Raw genomic sequence first — 16,722 nt, forward strand, 5'->3', positions numbered from 1 at the left:
CCCGGGGGGGTTGGGGGGGCAGTAGTCGCGCCGCTCCAGATTCTAGCGTTCAGCATGCTGTTCCGCACGAGCTACAAGCTTAGCGATTCCGTCTCGCGCGCAACAGGGACGGTCTACGCTCGTGCCTGGCGGCAGGCAGTTTTCACCATCGGCGTCTTCGCCGGTTCCCTCATAGGGCAATTCTGGGGCATAGAAGGCGTGGCGTTCGGCGTCGGCGCGGCCTTCGGGATCAACTTCTTCCTCATGGCACAGTTGAGCCTCCGCGTGACCGGCATGACATGGGGGGATTTCCTTGCGGCGCACCTGCCCGGGCTCGCGCTCGCGGGTGTTGTCGGGACTGGCGTCTGGGCAGTCGTTGACTGGCTGCGCGAGTTCCATCTATCGCCTCTTCCCCTGCTCATCGATACGGCATTGCTGGCATCCGCCGGAGGCTTGCTGCTGTGCTGGATCCTGCCGTCGCTGTTCCTTGGACGGGACGGCCTATCGCTGCTGCGCCTGCTCGCGGCCGTGGCGCCTGCCTGGCCCAGGATGAAGAAGGCAACAGACTGACCAGCAGGACATTCGGGCCGCGGCTTTCATGCGCCTGCGATGCGGTGGCCATTCGCGCCTGGGGTATGGGAACTGACCTCCTGTCGGGCGCGTCGCGATGCCGGTTTTAATCACGGGAAATTGGGGAAGGGAAATCCAACATGACCAAACTGACTGAGGTTGGCGCGAAATTCCTGATGACTGAATTCGGCAGCGACGCAGGCATTGGCGGCGACTGGCTGAACATTGACGATTGGACCCAGCCAAGCGGAAAAGAAAGCGGTAACGAGACGGGTCATGTGCTCTCCGATCTTGGCGAGGGGCTTGCTGCCGAAACCAGCCAGGGCAGCCACACTCCGAACTTGGAACCAGCCGCGAGCAAGCTCGATCTCATTTCCGACCATGGGATCATCCCGCCATCGGTAGACGATGGCGGATTGAAATTCACCGGACAGGCCGAGGTGCCGGCTGGACTTGCCATCCATCTGGACAGCACCTTTGTCGACAGCGCCCGGAATCATGCGGACAGAAGCGTCACCTACACCGCCGCTGCCCTTGCAGACACCGGCACGGTCTCGACAGGGGGCGCTGTCGCCACCAGCAGCCTTCTCGCCGCCAGCTCAAGTGCGATCGACCCGATTTTCGAGACCAGGGTGGCGACCGCAGGCGACGACGTCGAGGAGAAAGGCTCCGGTACGATTGGGACCAACATCAACGATCTGGAGCTGGGTTATGACGGCAGCACCCGCCAGACCGTCGGCCTTCGCTTCACCGGCATCGACATCCCTAAGGGTGCCATCATCACCAGCGCCTACATCCAGTTCCAGGCCAACGAGGTGAAAACCGGCGCGGCCTCGCTGCTGATCCAGGGCGACAACACCGACGACGCCAGCCCCTTCACCAGCGCCGCCTTCAATGTCTCCTCGCTTCCCCGGACGACGGCATCAACCGCCTGGACACCGGATCCGTGGACCATCGTGGGCGAACATGGCCTTGCCGAGCGCACGCCGGACCTTACGGCTATCGTCCAGGAGGTCGTCAACCGCTCCGGCTGGGTGGCGCTCAACGACATGGCCTTCGTGGTCACCGGCACCGGCACGCGCACGGCCGATTCCTACGAATACAATCCGGCCAGCGCACCGCTGCTGCACATTGAATATCTGCTGCCTGGATCCAGCAATCCGGTGGCCTTCAACACTCCGGCCGACGCCAATGCCGCCGCCAACCAGATCGCCGAGCTTGCCGCGGCAGGCGCACCCACCGGGATCACCGCCTCGGCGACGGATCCAGATGCCGGTTCGACCGTCACCTACAGCATTAATGACTCGCGCTTCGCCATCGATTCCAGCAGCGGCGTCATCACGCGCTCAGCCACCGGCACGCTCGACTTCGAGACCCAGCCGTCCATCAACCTGACGGTGACGGCGACCTCGTCGGACGGCAGCACCGCTAACCAAGCCTTCACCCTCGCCGTCCTGAACAGCCCGGAGCCGGTGGCCTTCAACGCGGTGCCTGATGCCAACCCTGCCGCCAATCAGATCGCCCAGAACGCCGCCGCAGGCACGACCATCGGCATCACCGCGTCAGCCACGGATCCCGATGCCGGCTCGACGGTCAGCTACAGCATCGGCGACTCGCGCTTCGCCATCAATGCCAGCACGGGTGTCATCACGCGCTCGAGTACCGGCACGCTCAACGCCCAGTCCGAGCCGTCGGTCGCCCTCACCGTCACGGCCACCTCGTCCGATGGCAGCATCGATACCCATGCTTTCAACGTCAATGTCACGGCCAGCCAGATGCCGGTGGCCTTCAACACTCCGGCCGACGCCAATGCCGCCGCCAACCAGATCGCCGAGCTTGCCGCGGCAGGCGCACCCACCGGGATCACCGCCTCGGCCACCGATCCCGATGCCGGCTCGACCGTCACCTACAGCATCAACGATGCGCGCTTCGCCATCAATTCCAGCACCGGTGTCATCACGCGCTCGGCCGTCGGCACGCTCGACTTCGAGACCCAGCCGTCCATCAACCTGACGGTGACGGCGACCTCTTCCGACGGCAGCACCGCCAACAAGAGCTTCACTCTCGCCGTCCTCGACAGCCCGGAATCAGTCGCATTCAACGCTCCGCCCGATGCCAACACCGCGGCCAACCAGATTCTGCAGAGTGCTGCGGCCGGTACTGCCGTCGGCATCACCGCTTCGGCCTCGGATCCTGATGCCGGCTCGACGGTCACCTACACGATCGACGACTCGCGCTTCGCCATCAATGCCAGCACCGGGGTCGTCACGCGATCGAGCACCGGCACGCTCAACGCCCAGTCCGAACCGACAATCAATTTCCACGTCAAAGCCACCTCGTCCGACGGCAGCTTCGATACTCACACCTTCACTGTTGACGTCACCAGCCAGCTGCCGACATCGGTGACCCTGGCCCATACCATCCTGACCTCGCAGTGGTCGCCGCCGAGCCCCGATCCTACGGATATCGTCTATATTTCTCACCTTGGCACGCTGCTGGTTGCCGACAGTGAAGTCGATGAAATGCCCATTTTCACCGGCAAGAATCTCTACCAAATGAACCTGGCCGGCAATCTTATGGGAACGCTCACTACCATCAACTTCTCGGACGAGCCGGCCGGGGTCACTTATAATCCTGCTAACCACCATCTCTTCTTCGCGGACGACACTGGCACGAAGAGCGTCTACGAGTTGAACCCAGGCAAGGATGGGCTTTACAACACGTCCGACGATATCGTGACCTCATTCAAGACCGCCGCGTTCGGCAGTAAGGATTCGGAGGCTCTTGCCTACGACACAAAACGCGGAGTGCTGTATCTCGAGGATGGCTCAAACCATAACATTTACACCATCGCTCCGGGCCAGAACGGCAAATTCGACGGCGTCCCAAGCACGGGTGGCGATGATGTCGTGACGAGTTTTTCTGTACAATCGCTCGGATCCCCTGCTGACGGGGGCCTCGCGTATGATGCGGTCCACGACCTGCTTTACGTCATCGTGTCACGCACCTCGGTGGCAATGATAACGCCAACCGGGGATCTGCTGGGCACGCTCGATATCTCGGCGGCCGACGCACATAAACCGGCCGGATTGGCGCTGGCGCCGAGCAGCGACGATCCGAGCCACCAAATGAGCCTCTATATCGTCGATCGGGGCGTGGACAACAACACGGATCCAAACGAGAACGACGGCAAGATCTATGAATTCCATTTGAACGATTGGGTAATCGCCTGATCCGGTACGGCTTCGCCTCTTCAAGTGGTCGTTAGGGCGTCCGGCAATCCGCAAGCTGCCGGTCGGCTAGTCTCAGGGCCGCCAGTGAGCCGTTCAGGCGACTACAGCATGTCGCGGCGAATAGGATTCGCCCGACCTGCTGTAAGCTTCTGATCTTATGCATGTCGTTATTCCGGAACCGAGGACACTTCCGGGCGACATGCATTAGCGTCTTCCCGCACTATTCGAGTGCTCCCATTCACGATACTTTCAGGGCTTCAGGCGAGTTGAGCGAGGATATCGTCGACAACGCTTGGGACCGTGCCCGCCGTGTCGATATCGATGCCAGCGGGAAGATATTCCCGGGTATGATGGTAGCGCAGTACCAGCCGCCGCTCGGCCGGATCGAAACCTGGCTCATTCGGTCGCCCATCCAATCGTCGGTTCAACGTCTCAATGTCTATGTCGAGCACAAAGACCTTGTCGAATAAGTCCAGGAATTTATGGAAATTGCGCGAGCCGCCACAGAAGAAGGTGGCAGGATGGGTGGTGTCGGCAGCAATGGCCCGGACCTTGTCGACGGGCCAAATCCAGTGCGCGTATCCCCAGACGATGTGATCCTGGCCTTCGGGTGGTCCTGGCAGTGCCTTGCCTGTTTCGGGGTCGCCGACATAGGCCAAGACCCGGTCACCATGGACGACATGATAACCCCGCCGCTCCAGTTCGGTAGCGACAGACGTTTTTCCAGTGCCGGAACCGCCTTCGATCAGGTAGTTCTTGATTCCCATAGGCGCCGTTTATCACGTCGTTCAATCCGGCGAGAAGAGAACGACAACTGGGAGCGGAACATCGGTTACAAAAATCGGCAATGGGACGATGCTCGATGCAACGCGTTTCAGCGCCGATAAAAAAGCCCAGACCGCCGGCGGCACTCTGGGCGCCGCAAGCGGTCTGGGCTTTCACGAAGGGCTTGGCCCTATGTCCTTGGCCCTATGTCGTCGAGACGCTGTTTTCAGCGACCCTGCTCGAGGAGCTTACGCCTTGCCGGGCGGGCCGACGTGAATATGGTTCTTGTCTCCCCAACCATTGCCGGGGCGTGTGCCGCCCGATTTGGCAATCGCCTTGGAGTTCAAGCTTGTGCCGAGCAGAAGCGTCACAGCCGGCGGCGTAACCGCCGCAAAACGCCCCGCCTTCTTGAGAAAGTCACGGCGCGCTTGAGCCTCCGAGACCAGCGCCTCTTGCGTCCGTTCCGAGCGTTTTGTGCTTTCTATTGACATTTCGACCTCCCACAAACTTTCTCAAATTCGCAGATTGATCTTACGCTTTCCATACAGGCGCACTAGTTCTCCAAAAGGCTTAGATTTTCGTGCGAGGATTGAAGAGCGTGCGAGCGATGCGATGTAAGGGGTCCGACGGCCCACGTTTCGCCAACCCGTAGGCGCGTGAAAACCGCCATAAGCCCCACATCAAATTGCCTGCCAGGCGCAGCGGGGCGCCAATGATGGGGTGGGTCGCCGTGAAGACGCGCCTCCAGTGCTGGAAACGGACCATCGGGCGTTGTGTACATTTTGCGGGGATTCTGGTTCCAAAGAAATGATGCAAGGCCAAGAGCTGGGTGTCGAGCGCATTGCGGGCGCTCCGATCCGGCATGGATTCCTGCAGTGACATCCAGTCCACGTCCTCGCTTTCCGCCAATCGGGCCAGATCATGAAGGTGCCTGAGATCTATCCTTCCGCGCCAGTAATCTCCCTCCTTGAGAAGGTCGTGCACCATCCAATGCAGGGCGCGAGACCGAGCGGGAGGAATGTTCACCCGAAGTCCTCCGAGTTGGACGAGTTCGGGAGGGGCATGGCAGGTAGGTTGGCTCGACCGAAGTTCCAGCATTCCGGCGTCATGCTCGCGGGCCATGCCTCGGGCGCCCGCCACATCGACGTAGCCAAGCTCTTCAAGACAGGTCCGGGCGAACGTCTCTTCGCGCGGGTCCACGGCTAGATCGAGGTCACTCGTCATCCTGCTGGGAACCTGGCCGCCCGGCGAAAGGAACAGAGGAACGGCCCCCTTGAGCAGAAACGGTACGATGTCGCGGCCATTGAGGGCGGCAACGGCTTCACGCAGTTGAGTACGCAAGCGCAGGTTCCGTTCGCGATTGCAGTCGTAAACGAACCGAAGGTACTCGCGCACGTCCTGCGGGAGTTGATGGATTTGTCCGGCCCGAGCGAGAGACGAGAACAAATCGGCTGTGAGCAGAGTGTGATTTGCCAGAGCGATCACGGCCTGCCAGTCGGCGCTGTCGGTCGGAGCGCCGCGAAGTCCAGCGACCAACGCCTTAAGCGCGTTGCCTCTACTCGTCATGGCACGCTTTCGAGATTAGCTGCACCGCATCATCAAGCCCGGAGTAGGTCAGGCAATAGGTTTGCGCCGAGCCGATGAGTTGGGTCAGCACTTCGAAAGCGGTGCCACTGAGCTCTCCGCCGGGTGCCAGCGCGCCGTTGAGCAGGCCGCGCAAAGCGTGAGCTGGATCGATCGGCTCCAGGCTAGCTTTCGAGGTACGACCTCGACGGAGCAGGACCACACAGCCAATGGGTAGGGGAGCGGGAGGCAAGGGCACGAACGCCTTGGGCACGGCAAACCGTACACGCTTGCGGTCAGGGCGGCGACAGATCGGAACGGCATCGAGGCCGGGGCAGTATTTGGCCAGCAACGGCCATGCTCCCGCCTTGACCGCCGGGGCAAACGGAAGGCCGACGCCATGCCCGCTAGAGTCCAGCAGCGTCACATCATCGGCGACAAAGCCAAATCCTGCATGGACCAGTGCCAAGCTCAGCGTCGTCTTGCCCGCGCCCGGATTGCCACAAAGAAGGACGATGCGTTCATTTCTGAGGAGCGCAGCCGCATGGAGGGCAAGTTCATATGCGCCGTAATCCAGAACCTCGGTCAGCAATTGCCCTTTCAGCATGACGGGTAGTTGGTCGAGGGAGCAGGACAAAATCCACTTGTCATCCCGCAACAGGTGGACTCTCCCTCCCTGCCCAACCACCTCGAACAGTACGTCGGCAGTATCACTTTTGACCTCGAGGTGGCGAAATACGGAAATCGCGGGAAAGGCGTAGGCTGCCGGATAGACGATGCGTATGTTGAGGCCCGCAACTGCGACCACCTGGCTCACAGGCTTTTGAGCTGACGAAGTAGACCACGGCGCGCAGGGCCGTATCAGGTTCAGCCGCTGCCAATCTTCGAGTGCAGCCTCGACATGCCTGTCTGCCTCAAGTCTATCAACGCCACTGCGCGCCATCTCGACCGAGATGGCGTGCGGTGGCATGCCTTCTTCCAGAGAGCGCCAGATGTCGGCAGCAGTATCGTTGACGGCGAAAATGGCCTTCTGGGAAGGGCTGAACAGGATATTTTGTCCCCTGACGCGTACCAACCGCCCTTGGATCACAAACGCGCCAGGGCCGTGATCGGCGGATCCTGATGCCATACTTCTGTCAATCGCCTCGTGCTGGTTCATCGCGGTGACGGTCCAAGCTGTTGTTGCAAGCAGGGTGCATGCGAGCGCCACCTGTCTTTGCAGTTCGGATAATCATTGCCGACGCTGCGACTTCTCACAGCAATTCGTCGGAGAACCGGACCACGTCCTGATGCGCCGCGATCCACTGGAGATGCGCCTTGTTCCAATATTCGCGGGCGTTGGCGCCCGTCAGCAATCTGAAACCAGATGGCGGCAGCGGCAACGAGGAGGGGATTGGCTCGTCGGGCAGCCACAGCAAAACGTTGTCGCGGCTTTCAATCGCCAGCCGCCATGTTCTTTCCAGGCGATGGAATCCACGCATGTTGGCCGCGGCCAATGCGAAAACCGATTCCGTGATCCTCAACCTGGGCGACTGATCGACAGCCTTGATCGGCGCCTGATGTGTGATTTCGCCCTTGGACAGAAAGGCATGCATGCGAATGAGGGATTTGTCGACCCGCACCGTTTGCCCTGTTCCGTCCCGCTCGTTTGACGCAGGGTCCAGGCTGATCCCCGAGAAACATCCGTCAAACAGGCAATCTTCGATGATACCGCTGAGGAGATAGTCGTTCTCCACCGCATCATCCCTGATTTCGCTGAGCCAGCACCCTTTTAGGCGAAAACCGTCGGCGTGCTCGGCGAGGCGAATGCCATCCCAGCAGCGACGGGCACGCACCCCCTCAATTGTCGCATCGGTGGTTCCGTCCCTGACAAGCAGAGCCGCGCTGTTGCAGTAGGTGTCCCGCCAATCAGACGTTAGCGGTACCTGGCCGTCGAAGCGGCCCCCGACAAAGCGAACCCCTGGACAGTTGCGGATGACGACGGGATAGCGATTGACCGGCAATGTCCCCTCGTCGCAGCCCATGGTCGCGCTGGGATCGCTGTTTCTGCTGTTGGCAACCGTGAAGGAAGCATTGCGAGCATTGATAGTTGCTCCCGGCTGGAGGTTGCGAATTACTTGCTGTTTGAAGCCATACTCACCCGTCAGGACGAACTCGTTGCCTCCCGGCGTTTGGCCGCCTTGCGCTCGGAGCGAGCTCGGCAACAAAGCGATTACAGGATACAAGCCGGCGACGGCCATGAAAGAACGGCGGTCCATTCTCGTGCTCATTGACCTACCCTATCGCACAGCCGATGCCGTTCAAGGCAGGCCAGTAGCACCGCATCGAGAACCCTTTCGGCGACGTCTTCGGGCGACGCAAACCTCTCCACGTTAACCGCCACCAGTACGCCGGCGTGATCTTCCGTTCCCATCCTCCACTCAAGATCGGTCGCAATCTGGCGGCAAGCACCATCCGCGGTCGACCACAGATCAAGGTCGCGGTCAGGAGATGTCCTTTGCATCCGCGAGGATCGATCGCCCCTTTTCAGAAGTCGATCTCGTGCCATGCCGATCTCGCCGCGCAGATGGACAAAAGCGATATCGTGCACGCCAATGGCGAACAGGATATCAAGCCACTTCTCGGATGTTGCCCCGCGCCTGCTCTTAAGCAAGATGGATAGGAATCCCTGCAACAGGCCCTGGTCCATGACAATAATTGTATTTCTTCCCTGTCTCTCGCTTTGAACATAAGCACTCAGAAACGAAAGGTTCCAGATGACTCTGGCTATGTCGACAATTGATGATTGCCCACCTTCGATGACAAAGCGAGCAATTCGCGAGAGCAGCGAACGAAACTCACGATCCCTAAGCCTTGGTGCAACAATACCTATTCTGTAGATCTGGCGGCTGATGAACTTTCTTGTCTCCGACGCTACTCGCACATCACCCACCAACGGGCCGTGCCGCCGCAAACCGTTCGCCAACAGGGTGGTTGCGGTTGTCTTTCCAATCCCGGGGAGACCAAAGAATTCCACAAATCGAATGTCTGTTTGAAGTGGGCGTGGTTCGACGCTTGGCGGCAAGCCTGCCGTCAGGTCATGGACTGTGTGCGAAGCCATGGGAATTTCAATGTTGAAAGAGCTGGGACCCTGGAACCGCGTACAATTTCGGACGCTCAGGGCCGGTCTGCAGTGATCGTTGGACGCCGCGGTAGAAGATGAGCAAAGCCAACGGCAGCCAGAAGAAAGGCGCTGTCGATGGACCGAAGGAGTCGCTCATCTGGTTTGCGATGATGTAGTTCCACAGGGAAACCGACGTCCCAAGCACCATCACATTCACTTCCGCCGCATGGTCGCCCCCCCTGTCGTTGCCGAACAATGTGCAGAACACGACCCTGACCAGATATGCCATGACCACGAGAACCAGCATCGACACCAACGCCAAGCCAGGCACTCCCAGTGTTCTAAAGAAGTCAATGAACAGATTATGGCTATGGGGTGCGATATCTTCCACCCATTGCCCTGCCCCCACACCCGTGAACGGGTGCGACAGGCCGAGATCGATCGATATAGACCACAGTCGCTGCCGCGATACCACCGAATGCGCCTCGCCTCCGGAAAGTTGAAGGGCCAGCAGGCCGTAAGCCCGTGGATTTAGGAACTGCAATGTCAGCACGCTTGCTTCGAACAATATCGGAGCGGCAATGGTTCCCACGATTACTTTAAACGGACTCTGCTTTCTTCTGATTAAATATATACTGTATAGTGCAAAGAAAAGACCAAGGCCCACCACGCCGAGAACGAAGTTGGTCTTCGAACCCGATTTCACCAAACCCAGGAGCACCGCGGCGAGGCAGCCCAAAAGGAGAAGTCGGTACCGGCGGGATGTGACCAGCTTCGCGGCGACAAGCGGCAGACCAGCCGACAACGCGATCCCGAGTTGGTTCGAGTGCTTGAAATAGCCTTCAGCCCGATCGGCGAATCTGGCATCGCCCAGCCCGATTGCGACAAGACAGGATGTTACGACAGTCATGATGACTATGGTCGTCACAACCCTGTCGATTGCCACGAGACCCTTCGGTCTCAAGGAGATCGCCGCGACTGCTGGAATGATCGCGAAACCAAACACTTGTGAGAAAACCGCGCGCATCGTCCTCATCGGATTGTCTGCGTAGAGCATCGACAGTAGAGAGAGAACGATGATGACAGCAGATATCGTCAGCACCGCAGTCGTCAGGGCGGCTTCAATCCGATGGAGGCGTCTTGCTGTTTCCGCATAGGCACCGACACTTAGCAGAGCGCAGAACAATGCCAGCACGAAGGAAAGCGAGCCATCCGTTCCGGCAATCCGCGTGGCGCCAGGGAACCAGATGGACAGGATCAGCAAAAGGATAGATACCTGAAGCATAGGTAGAATGTCACACTAGAGGCATTATGCGGGAACTGCGCGCCGACGTCGCTTCGCCTTGATGCGCAACGTCCAGCGTCTTGTTGTCCTGAATAGCTGCACTGATAAACACAGGCTTGGCCTCCGGATCATAAATCATTGCATGCTGCCGCACGGCGGGTGAACTTCCGCATACCTATTTCCAAGCAGCGTAGGCTCGGCGGGTGGACAAGGAAATGAGCGAAAAGGGGGCATTCGGACAGGGTGCTCTACGCCTTTTGTGCAACACAGGGCAGTGTGCGGCGATTTCCCGCCCCTCGACCGCTCGTCGGCGAGGCGGTGCAGCCGGATTGAGTGTTGGTACCGATTTCGCAGATGTGGGAGACTTGGAGATGGCACACTGAGTCTTCCACCCATAGGAGATCGCCGTGCTTTGGGGCCTTGTCGCCGTCGGTGTGATCGGCATTTTGCTGGGATTTCGTTTTCGAGTTGCCGCGCTCATCATCACGACTGCGGTGACGGTCGTGGGCGGCGTCGCTGCAGGCGGTATCGGCAGTGTATTTGATTGGCACCACCTCATCTCAATCCTGCTTCTCGTTGTCGTTCTGCAGGGTGCCTACTTGCTCGGCCTCTTCCTGGGCGTAATCTGGCGCCAAGGCATGTCACGTGAGCAGTAATGGTCTGTGGCTGCCATTTCGCCGCGGCCGGCCGACGCCGCACCTTTCGCCATTGCGATCGCGACAGCACGCCGCGGTTTTTAGGCAAAGCAATGCATCGGGCAAGAATTTGCGATGCGCATCAATCAAGACGCACGGTCGAATTTCATCACGGCGCCCACGGTCCGGACGAGAATGACAACATCGGCCCATAGGGACCATTCCCGCACATATCGGCTGTCGATAGAGACACGACTGGGATAGTCCATTGCGTCTCTGCCGGCCACCTGCCAAAGGCCAGTTAGGCCAGGCCGGGTTTTTAGATAATCGATTGCAGAGGATCCGTAACGTTGAAGTTCGTCGGGAACGACTGGACGAGGGCCGACGCAACTCATCTCGCCGCGCAGCACGTTGATGAGTTGAGGCAGCTCATCCAGGCTCGACTTCCTTAGAATCCGCCCCAGGAATGTGATCCGCGGGTCATTCTTGAATTTCCAATTCTGCTCCCACTCCTTGGCGGCTTCGGGATTGCTCGCGATATAATCGGCCAGAACCCGCTCCGAGTTGGCAACCATGGTCCTGAATTTGTAACAGGCGAAGCGCCTGCCGTTGAACCCTACCCGGGTGTGTGAGAACACCGCCGGTCCGCCGTCGGTCACTAATATTAAAAGGGCAACCGCCAACATCACCGGCGCAGCGAGGACAAGCGCGATCAATGCGACGGTCATGTCCATCATCCTCTTGCGCCGGCCTCCAAGCGGACGGAGGTTTTGGCCGACGCGGATGCCTGGCCCGCGGTGCTTTATGTCAAAGGCGCTTATTGTCACGGATGTCACCAAGAAACGCTGCTGGTTTTGCTGCCCAACTTCACAGCGGCGCGTCATTCTCGGCAAGAGAAGCAAAGGAGGTAGCGCCGTACCCAGCGCTCGTTACCCCCTTAGCCTGATCCGAGCGTCGCAGGCGTAGCCTCGGTAAGTCTTCCGATCAAACGGGGTATCACCTAGCATCCGTTTGCTGAAGTAGCAGTTCGGGCAGGTTCGGCTGTATTGCCAAAGCGCGCATTGGAACGGGTTCGGCCACCAAAAGGTCAGAGGACCAACCAAATTTGGACCGTCACTCGCCTGGGCGAGAATAGAATAGACAGGAACTACTTTACCAAATGCGAAGGCCGCAAACACGTCAGCCAACGCAATGCAGGAAATGCACGCGCATCGCGCCCAGACGAGACCGGCAGGGCAGCGGATCCGCTTAAAGGACATTGCCGGCCTACCAGATAGTGAGAGCGCGCAACGTGGTGCCCAGCTTCATGCCTACATCACGTCATTTTTCAGCAAGGTCGTTTGCTCGTGATGTTTCCGAGATCGACCGTGCCGAAGTCCTTGCTCTCGTGCGCAAGCAAATAGCCTTGCTCGATCTCGATCTCTCCGGCCTCACCGTGGTCGTTGGCGCTGCGACAGGATACCAAGCAGTGACTGCGGCAGCGGCGGCGCTCGCTAAGGCCAGCCGAGTCGTTGCGCTCACTCGCATATCCTCCAGACATCCGAGCCTGGCAGCAGCCGCGACCGCGACGTTGGCATTTGCCAATTTTGCCAACGTGTCGGAATGCGTGGAAGTGACGGACCGCATCGACAGCCGCAAATGGCAGGACGTCGACCTCGTCACGAACTCCCTCCAGGTCGGGCCGATTTCTAGATCGCTTGTCGAACTCTTACCCTCTCATGCTGTTGTTTCGCTAATGGCTGGACCATGGGAGCTTCGGCCTGGAACCGTGGACTTCGACGCCTGTGACGAGGCTGGCATTAAGGTTGCGGCTCTCAATCTCAACCATCCAGCCGTAGACCTGCTGCCAGAGTTCGCGCGGTTATGCTGCACCTTGCTGGACGATGCCGGTGTCGATCTACGCGCGGCCAAGCTCGCCATCGTCTGCGACACGCCCTGTGCATCATCCCTTGAATATGCGCTCCGCGAGCGCGGGGCGGGAGTAAGCGTTTTTTCGCACCCGGTGCTGCTGACCGAAGATGCATGGGATGTCATCGTCGTAGCGATGCGACCCAGCGACAAACCACCAATGGACATCAACAGCCTGGGCCGAATTGGCCGGAACTCGAGCCAAACGCTGTTGGTGCAGTTCAGCGGCGGGATCGATCGCTCGGCCGCCAGCTATTTCGGCCTCACGGTTTGGCCGCCGAAGAGGCCCGGCCGCGATCAGCTAGGCTTGCCACTTGACGTACTCGGAGCAGCTCCGACGGTCCGCAGGCTGACGGGAGGGCTGAAAGCCGCCGAAGCAGCATATCGGGGCGCAGAACTGGGCGAGGACAGTGTTGGATTCCTCGTGAAGGCAAGGTCCGCGACCATTGCGAGGCAACGCACTTAAACACCAGCGCGAGCGAGTCTGTTTAGCGAAAACGATCCGGACGGGTGTCCAACCTCAACGGGTCCGGCAATTGTTGCCGGACCAGCTAGGCAAAGTCCGAAGCAGCCGTCATAGCAACATCTGTCTGAGCTTGTAGGCTACTTCCGTGCGGTTCGTAGCCTTCAGTTTCTTCATGATGTTGCGGATATGGACCTTGACGGTGCTCTCGCAGAGATTGAGTTCGTAGGCAATTATCTTGTTCGCCTTGCCTTTCCTGAGCGCCTCTACGACCGCAGCCTCGCGTATCGTGAACATGCCGGCGAGCGGTCGGGCACCGTTTGCCGTCGAGTGGATGATCTCTCGAAGCGCCAGCACGCAGCTGGCGGGTACAAAGATCCCTCCGGCGCGAGCGAGACCAATGGCCTCGGCAGCGACTTTCACCTTCACGCTTGTGGGAATGTAGCCTCGGGCTCCGCATTCGAGTGCGGCGAGGACCTCCCCCGGGTCGTCGGAATCCACCACGACGATTACGGGTACAGTGCCAATCTCAGCAATGAAGTCCGTAAGTTCCGCCCGAACACTCTGCTCGGAGACCTTTCTGGCGCCAAGAATGACCAGGACCGCGGATGGGTCCTCTTTCCCGGCAATGTGCTGGATTTCGTCAAGCGATCCTACCGCGCTAACGCGCAAAGTGGGATTGTGTTCGATAAGGCCACGAGCAAGGCATTCACGTTCAAGCGCTCGCTTGTCTACAATCAGGACGAGGCCTTCGCTTCGGTGTTCTTCTTCGACATCGGATCTGCCTAGACCATTCGCGCCCGGCAGATGTCCATTGTGTAGCGGTACTGCTGCATCATTCCAGGAATCGGAAATTTGGTGAGGTCCCATCGCCTTACATACTCCTCTCCGTCGCCGACTTGCTTTTCTCCCATTTGATTGGGCCCCGCAAAGCTTGTCAGACGCGTGAACTGATACGCTCCATCGTGTCAGGCTGCCTAGATTTAACCGGGGATTGGATTCAAGGAGTAGAGCATACGCCGCCCCAACGCACGGACGTATGGCCTCCCCCGCCCTATGGAGGTAACCCAACCTAAAGGGCATACTACAATGCTGTGGAAAGGCCGCATTAATCCTGGTTAACAATTGGTAATTATATATTAGCTAGCTAATATGTCCAAAGGTATTACAACCTGTAATTGCGTTATCTTGTCTCGCATCAATAAGCTGAGACGGGGGTTGCGACTGGTGATTTCCTGTTTGCCGGCCACCAAACCATACGGCCGCCAATCGCGGCGAACTCGGCGACCGAGGTGCACATTGGTTCGACCTCGCCGCCATGGCCAAGCGCCTCGGCAAGACCAACACATCGATGGTGACTTGGTCAGCTGTTTCCCGCCAAGGCGTGAACGAGGGATAGTAGCAGCGCTGCAAGCCTGATCCCGCAAATCGCCGGAAGAGAGCGTGAGGCGGCGCCTGCACGTCACTGGCTGATCGGTCATCGGTTGAGCCCCGAATGTTGTCCTCATACTTCTTTCGTATGCTTTGCGCGTCTTGGGTATGAGCGCATATAGTCCGTTATCCCCCGGTGCCGTTTCTCACGAACTGCCCGTCGGTTAGGCCCGGTGTCCTAGCCCCATCCCAACAAGGGCTGCCGGGCCGCTCCATCCAGACTGAAGCCGCCACCCCATCTGCGAGGCGACTGCCATCCGCCCTAGCCACATCTACCGACGCAATTGCGGTCCCAAGCGTGCTGACCCGCAACAGGTCACGGTCACGTTTGGCCCAGCGGCGGATTGGCTTCACATCAGGGCTTGCAGGACCGATAGTCTCAACCTGAAGCGCGAGGGGTATTTCTGACCATGCGCCACATCAAGGCAAAGAGCCTCGCTCCCACGGACGGCGTCCGCGATTATCTGGCCGCGCAGGAGAAGAAGTCGCTGCTGCGCTTTCTGACCTGCGGTTCGGTGGATGACGGCAAGTCGACGTTGATCGGACGCCTGCTGTCCGACACCAAGCAGATTTTCGAGGACCAGCTCGCCGCGCTCGAACGCGATTCGCGCAAGCACGGCACGACGGGCGACGACATCGACTTCGCGCTCTTGGTCGACGGCCTCGAGGCCGAGCGCGAGCAAGGCATCACCATCGACGTCGCCTACCGCTTCTTCGCCACGCCGAAGCGCAAGTTCATCGTTGCCGACACGCCCGGCCACGAGCAATACACCCGCAACATGGCGACCGGCGCCTCGACCGCCGATCTGGCGATCGTGCTGATCGATGCCCGGCAAGGGGTGCTGCGCCAGACAAGGCGCCATTCGATCATCGCCTCGCTGCTCGGCATCCGCCACATCGTGCTGGCGGTCAACAAGATCGATCTCGTCGATTTCGACCAGGCGGTCTTCGACAGGATCGTCGAGGACTACCGGCAGTTCTCGCGCGATCTCGGTTTCCAAGCCATCATGCCGATCCCGATGTCGGCCCGCTACGGCGACAACGTCAGCCGCCGCTCCGAAACCATGCAGTGGTATTCCGGCCCGACACTGATCGAGCATCTCGAAACCGTGTCGGTCGACGAAGCCACGGCCGAGCTGCCGTTCCGCTTTCCGGTCCAGTACGTCAATCGCCCCAATCTCGACTTTCGTGGTTTTGCCGGCACCATCGCGTCCGGTACCGTTGCGCAAGGCGACGAGGTCGTCGTCGCCAAATCGGGCAAGTCCTCGCATGTCAAACGCATCGTCGCCTATGGCGGCGATCTCAAACAGGCAGTGGCCGGCCAGGCCATAACGCTCGTGCTCGACGACGAGGTCGAGATCTCACGCGGCAACATGCTGGTTTCGCCGGCCGCACGGCCGCAGGTCGCCGACCAGTTCGCCGCCAGCATCGTCTGGTTCGACGAAAATGCGCTGCTGCCTGGCCGGTCCTATATCCTGCGCACCGAGACCGATCAGACCAGCGCCACCGTCACCGATCTGAAATACCGCATCAACGTCAACGACTTTGCCCATGAAGCGGCCAAGTCGCTTGAAATGAACGAAGTCGGCATCTGCAACATCTCGACGCGGACGCCGATCGCCTTCGATCCGTTTGGCGAGAACCGCACCACCGGCGCCTTCATCCTGGTCGACCGCATCTCAAACGCCACGGTCGGCGCCGGCATGATCCTGCATTCGCTGCGCCGCGCCGAAAACATCCATTGGCAATCGCTCGATGTCGGCAAGGGCGTGCGCGCCGACATGAAG

Annotated in this window: 15 protein-coding genes; 5 read left to right on the forward strand and 10 right to left on the reverse strand. The window is 59.6% G+C overall.

What is annotated here, in order from left to right:
- Positions 1-54: 54 nt before the first annotated feature.
- Entirely contained in the window at positions 55-549 is a 495-nt protein-coding gene (locus tag FJ434_RS29420) for a hypothetical protein (RefSeq protein ID WP_181166199.1), read from the forward strand.
- Positions 550-659: 110 nt separating this feature from the next.
- Here the strand turns inward: FJ434_RS29420 and FJ434_RS29970 are convergent, their stop codons facing one another.
- Positions 660-1,013 (reverse strand): hypothetical protein, encoded by a 354-nt coding sequence (locus FJ434_RS29970; RefSeq protein WP_181166200.1) that lies wholly within the window; start codon positions 1,011-1,013, stop codon positions 660-662.
- A gap of 168 nt (positions 1,014-1,181) precedes the next feature.
- Between FJ434_RS29970 and FJ434_RS29425 the strand changes: the two genes are divergently transcribed.
- The gene (locus tag FJ434_RS29425) at positions 1,182-3,782 is read left to right on the forward strand and encodes a putative Ig domain-containing protein (protein ID WP_181166201.1); all 2,601 of its coding nucleotides are present in this window, start codon (positions 1,182-1,184) and stop codon (positions 3,780-3,782) included.
- 257 nt (positions 3,783-4,039) lie between these two features.
- Here FJ434_RS29425 and FJ434_RS29430 read toward each other — a convergent pair whose 3' ends face one another.
- The 7 genes from FJ434_RS29430 to FJ434_RS29460 form a co-directional block, all read right to left on the reverse strand.
- Complete coding sequence (locus FJ434_RS29430; protein WP_140753077.1) at positions 4,040-4,549, reverse strand: nucleoside kinase; 510 nt, start codon at positions 4,547-4,549, stop codon at positions 4,040-4,042.
- 246 nt (positions 4,550-4,795) lie between these two features.
- Positions 4,796-5,038 carry a hypothetical protein gene (locus FJ434_RS29435; RefSeq protein WP_140753075.1) on the reverse strand — a complete coding sequence of 81 codons (243 nt, stop codon included), beginning with the start codon at positions 5,036-5,038 and terminating at the stop codon, positions 4,796-4,798.
- A gap of 79 nt (positions 5,039-5,117) precedes the next feature.
- Positions 5,118-6,113 carry a nucleotidyltransferase family protein gene (locus FJ434_RS29440; RefSeq protein ID WP_140753073.1) on the reverse strand — a complete coding sequence of 332 codons (996 nt, stop codon included), beginning with the start codon at positions 6,111-6,113 and terminating at the stop codon, positions 5,118-5,120.
- Positions 6,103-7,269, reverse strand: coding sequence for a PqqD family protein (locus FJ434_RS29445; protein WP_140753071.1), 1,167 nt, complete (start codon positions 7,267-7,269; stop codon positions 6,103-6,105). Before FJ434_RS29445 ends, FJ434_RS29440 begins: the two co-directional genes overlap by 11 nt.
- Positions 7,270-7,363: 94 nt before the next feature.
- Positions 7,364-8,368, reverse strand: a complete 1,005-nt coding sequence (locus FJ434_RS29450) for a hypothetical protein (RefSeq protein ID WP_140753069.1) — start codon at positions 8,366-8,368, stop codon at positions 7,364-7,366.
- Positions 8,369-8,376: 8 nt separating this feature from the next.
- Positions 8,377-9,210, reverse strand: coding sequence for a hypothetical protein (locus FJ434_RS29455; protein ID WP_140753067.1), 834 nt, complete (start codon positions 9,208-9,210; stop codon positions 8,377-8,379).
- A 7-nt stretch (positions 9,211-9,217) separates the two neighbouring features.
- Complete coding sequence (locus FJ434_RS29460) at positions 9,218-10,498, reverse strand: O-antigen ligase family protein (RefSeq protein WP_140753065.1); 1,281 nt, start codon at positions 10,496-10,498, stop codon at positions 9,218-9,220.
- Between the two features lie 407 nt (positions 10,499-10,905).
- On the opposite strand from FJ434_RS29460, the gene FJ434_RS29465 reads away from it, so the two are divergent.
- Positions 10,906-11,154: a hypothetical protein gene (locus FJ434_RS29465; RefSeq protein WP_140753063.1), complete on the forward strand. Its 249-nt coding sequence runs from the start codon at positions 10,906-10,908 to the stop codon at positions 11,152-11,154.
- Between the two features lie 125 nt (positions 11,155-11,279).
- On the opposite strand, the gene FJ434_RS29470 is transcribed toward FJ434_RS29465, so the two are convergent.
- Positions 11,280-11,867: a sugar transferase gene (locus FJ434_RS29470; RefSeq protein WP_281405563.1), complete on the reverse strand. Its 588-nt coding sequence runs from the start codon at positions 11,865-11,867 to the stop codon at positions 11,280-11,282.
- Between the two features lie 572 nt (positions 11,868-12,439).
- On the opposite strand from FJ434_RS29470, the gene FJ434_RS29475 reads away from it, so the two are divergent.
- Positions 12,440-13,507 carry a hypothetical protein gene (locus FJ434_RS29475; protein ID WP_140753061.1) on the forward strand — a complete coding sequence of 356 codons (1,068 nt, stop codon included), beginning with the start codon at positions 12,440-12,442 and terminating at the stop codon, positions 13,505-13,507.
- A 108-nt stretch (positions 13,508-13,615) separates the two neighbouring features.
- On the opposite strand, the gene FJ434_RS29480 is transcribed toward FJ434_RS29475, so the two are convergent.
- A complete protein-coding gene (locus tag FJ434_RS29480; RefSeq protein WP_140753059.1) occupies positions 13,616-14,374 on the reverse strand; it encodes a response regulator transcription factor in 759 nt (252 codons plus the stop codon).
- Between the two features lie 971 nt (positions 14,375-15,345).
- Between FJ434_RS29480 and cysN the strand changes: the two genes are divergently transcribed.
- Positions 15,346-16,722: sulfate adenylyltransferase subunit CysN (gene cysN, locus FJ434_RS29485; RefSeq protein ID WP_181166202.1), on the forward strand; the 1,377-nt coding region annotated here is incomplete at its 3' end.

This window comes from Mesorhizobium sp. B2-5-13, from assembly GCF_006440535.1.
GTDB classification, from domain to species: Bacteria; Pseudomonadota; Alphaproteobacteria; order Rhizobiales; family Rhizobiaceae; genus Mesorhizobium; species Mesorhizobium salmacidum.

Bases quoted from the DNA above. Each gene is read 5' to 3' on its own strand.
- FJ434_RS29420 (WP_181166199.1), top strand. From the start codon at position 55: ATGCTGTTCCGCACGAGCTACAAGCTTAGCGATTCCGTCTCGCGCGCA.
- FJ434_RS29970 (WP_181166200.1), bottom strand. From the start codon at position 1,013: ATGGATGGCAAGTCCAGCCGGCACCTCGGCCTGTCCGGTGAATTTCAA.
- FJ434_RS29430 (WP_140753077.1), bottom strand. From the start codon at position 4,549: ATGGGAATCAAGAACTACCTGATCGAAGGCGGTTCCGGCACTGGAAAA.
- FJ434_RS29435 (WP_140753075.1), bottom strand. From the start codon at position 5,038: ATGTCAATAGAAAGCACAAAACGCTCGGAACGGACGCAAGAGGCGCTG.
- FJ434_RS29440 (WP_140753073.1), bottom strand. From the start codon at position 6,113: ATGACGAGTAGAGGCAACGCGCTTAAGGCGTTGGTCGCTGGACTTCGC.
- FJ434_RS29445 (WP_140753071.1), bottom strand. From the start codon at position 7,269: ATGAACCAGCACGAGGCGATTGACAGAAGTATGGCATCAGGATCCGCC.
- FJ434_RS29450 (WP_140753069.1), bottom strand. From the start codon at position 8,368: ATGGACCGCCGTTCTTTCATGGCCGTCGCCGGCTTGTATCCTGTAATC.
- FJ434_RS29455 (WP_140753067.1), bottom strand. From the start codon at position 9,210: ATGGCTTCGCACACAGTCCATGACCTGACGGCAGGCTTGCCGCCAAGC.
- FJ434_RS29460 (WP_140753065.1), bottom strand. From the start codon at position 10,498: ATGCTTCAGGTATCTATCCTTTTGCTGATCCTGTCCATCTGGTTCCCT.
- FJ434_RS29470 (WP_281405563.1), bottom strand. From the start codon at position 11,867: ATGGACATGACCGTCGCATTGATCGCGCTTGTCCTCGCTGCGCCGGTG.
- FJ434_RS29475 (WP_140753061.1), top strand. From the start codon at position 12,440: ATGCCTACATCACGTCATTTTTCAGCAAGGTCGTTTGCTCGTGATGTT.
- FJ434_RS29480 (WP_140753059.1), bottom strand. From the start codon at position 14,374: ATGGGACCTCACCAAATTTCCGATTCCTGGAATGATGCAGCAGTACCG.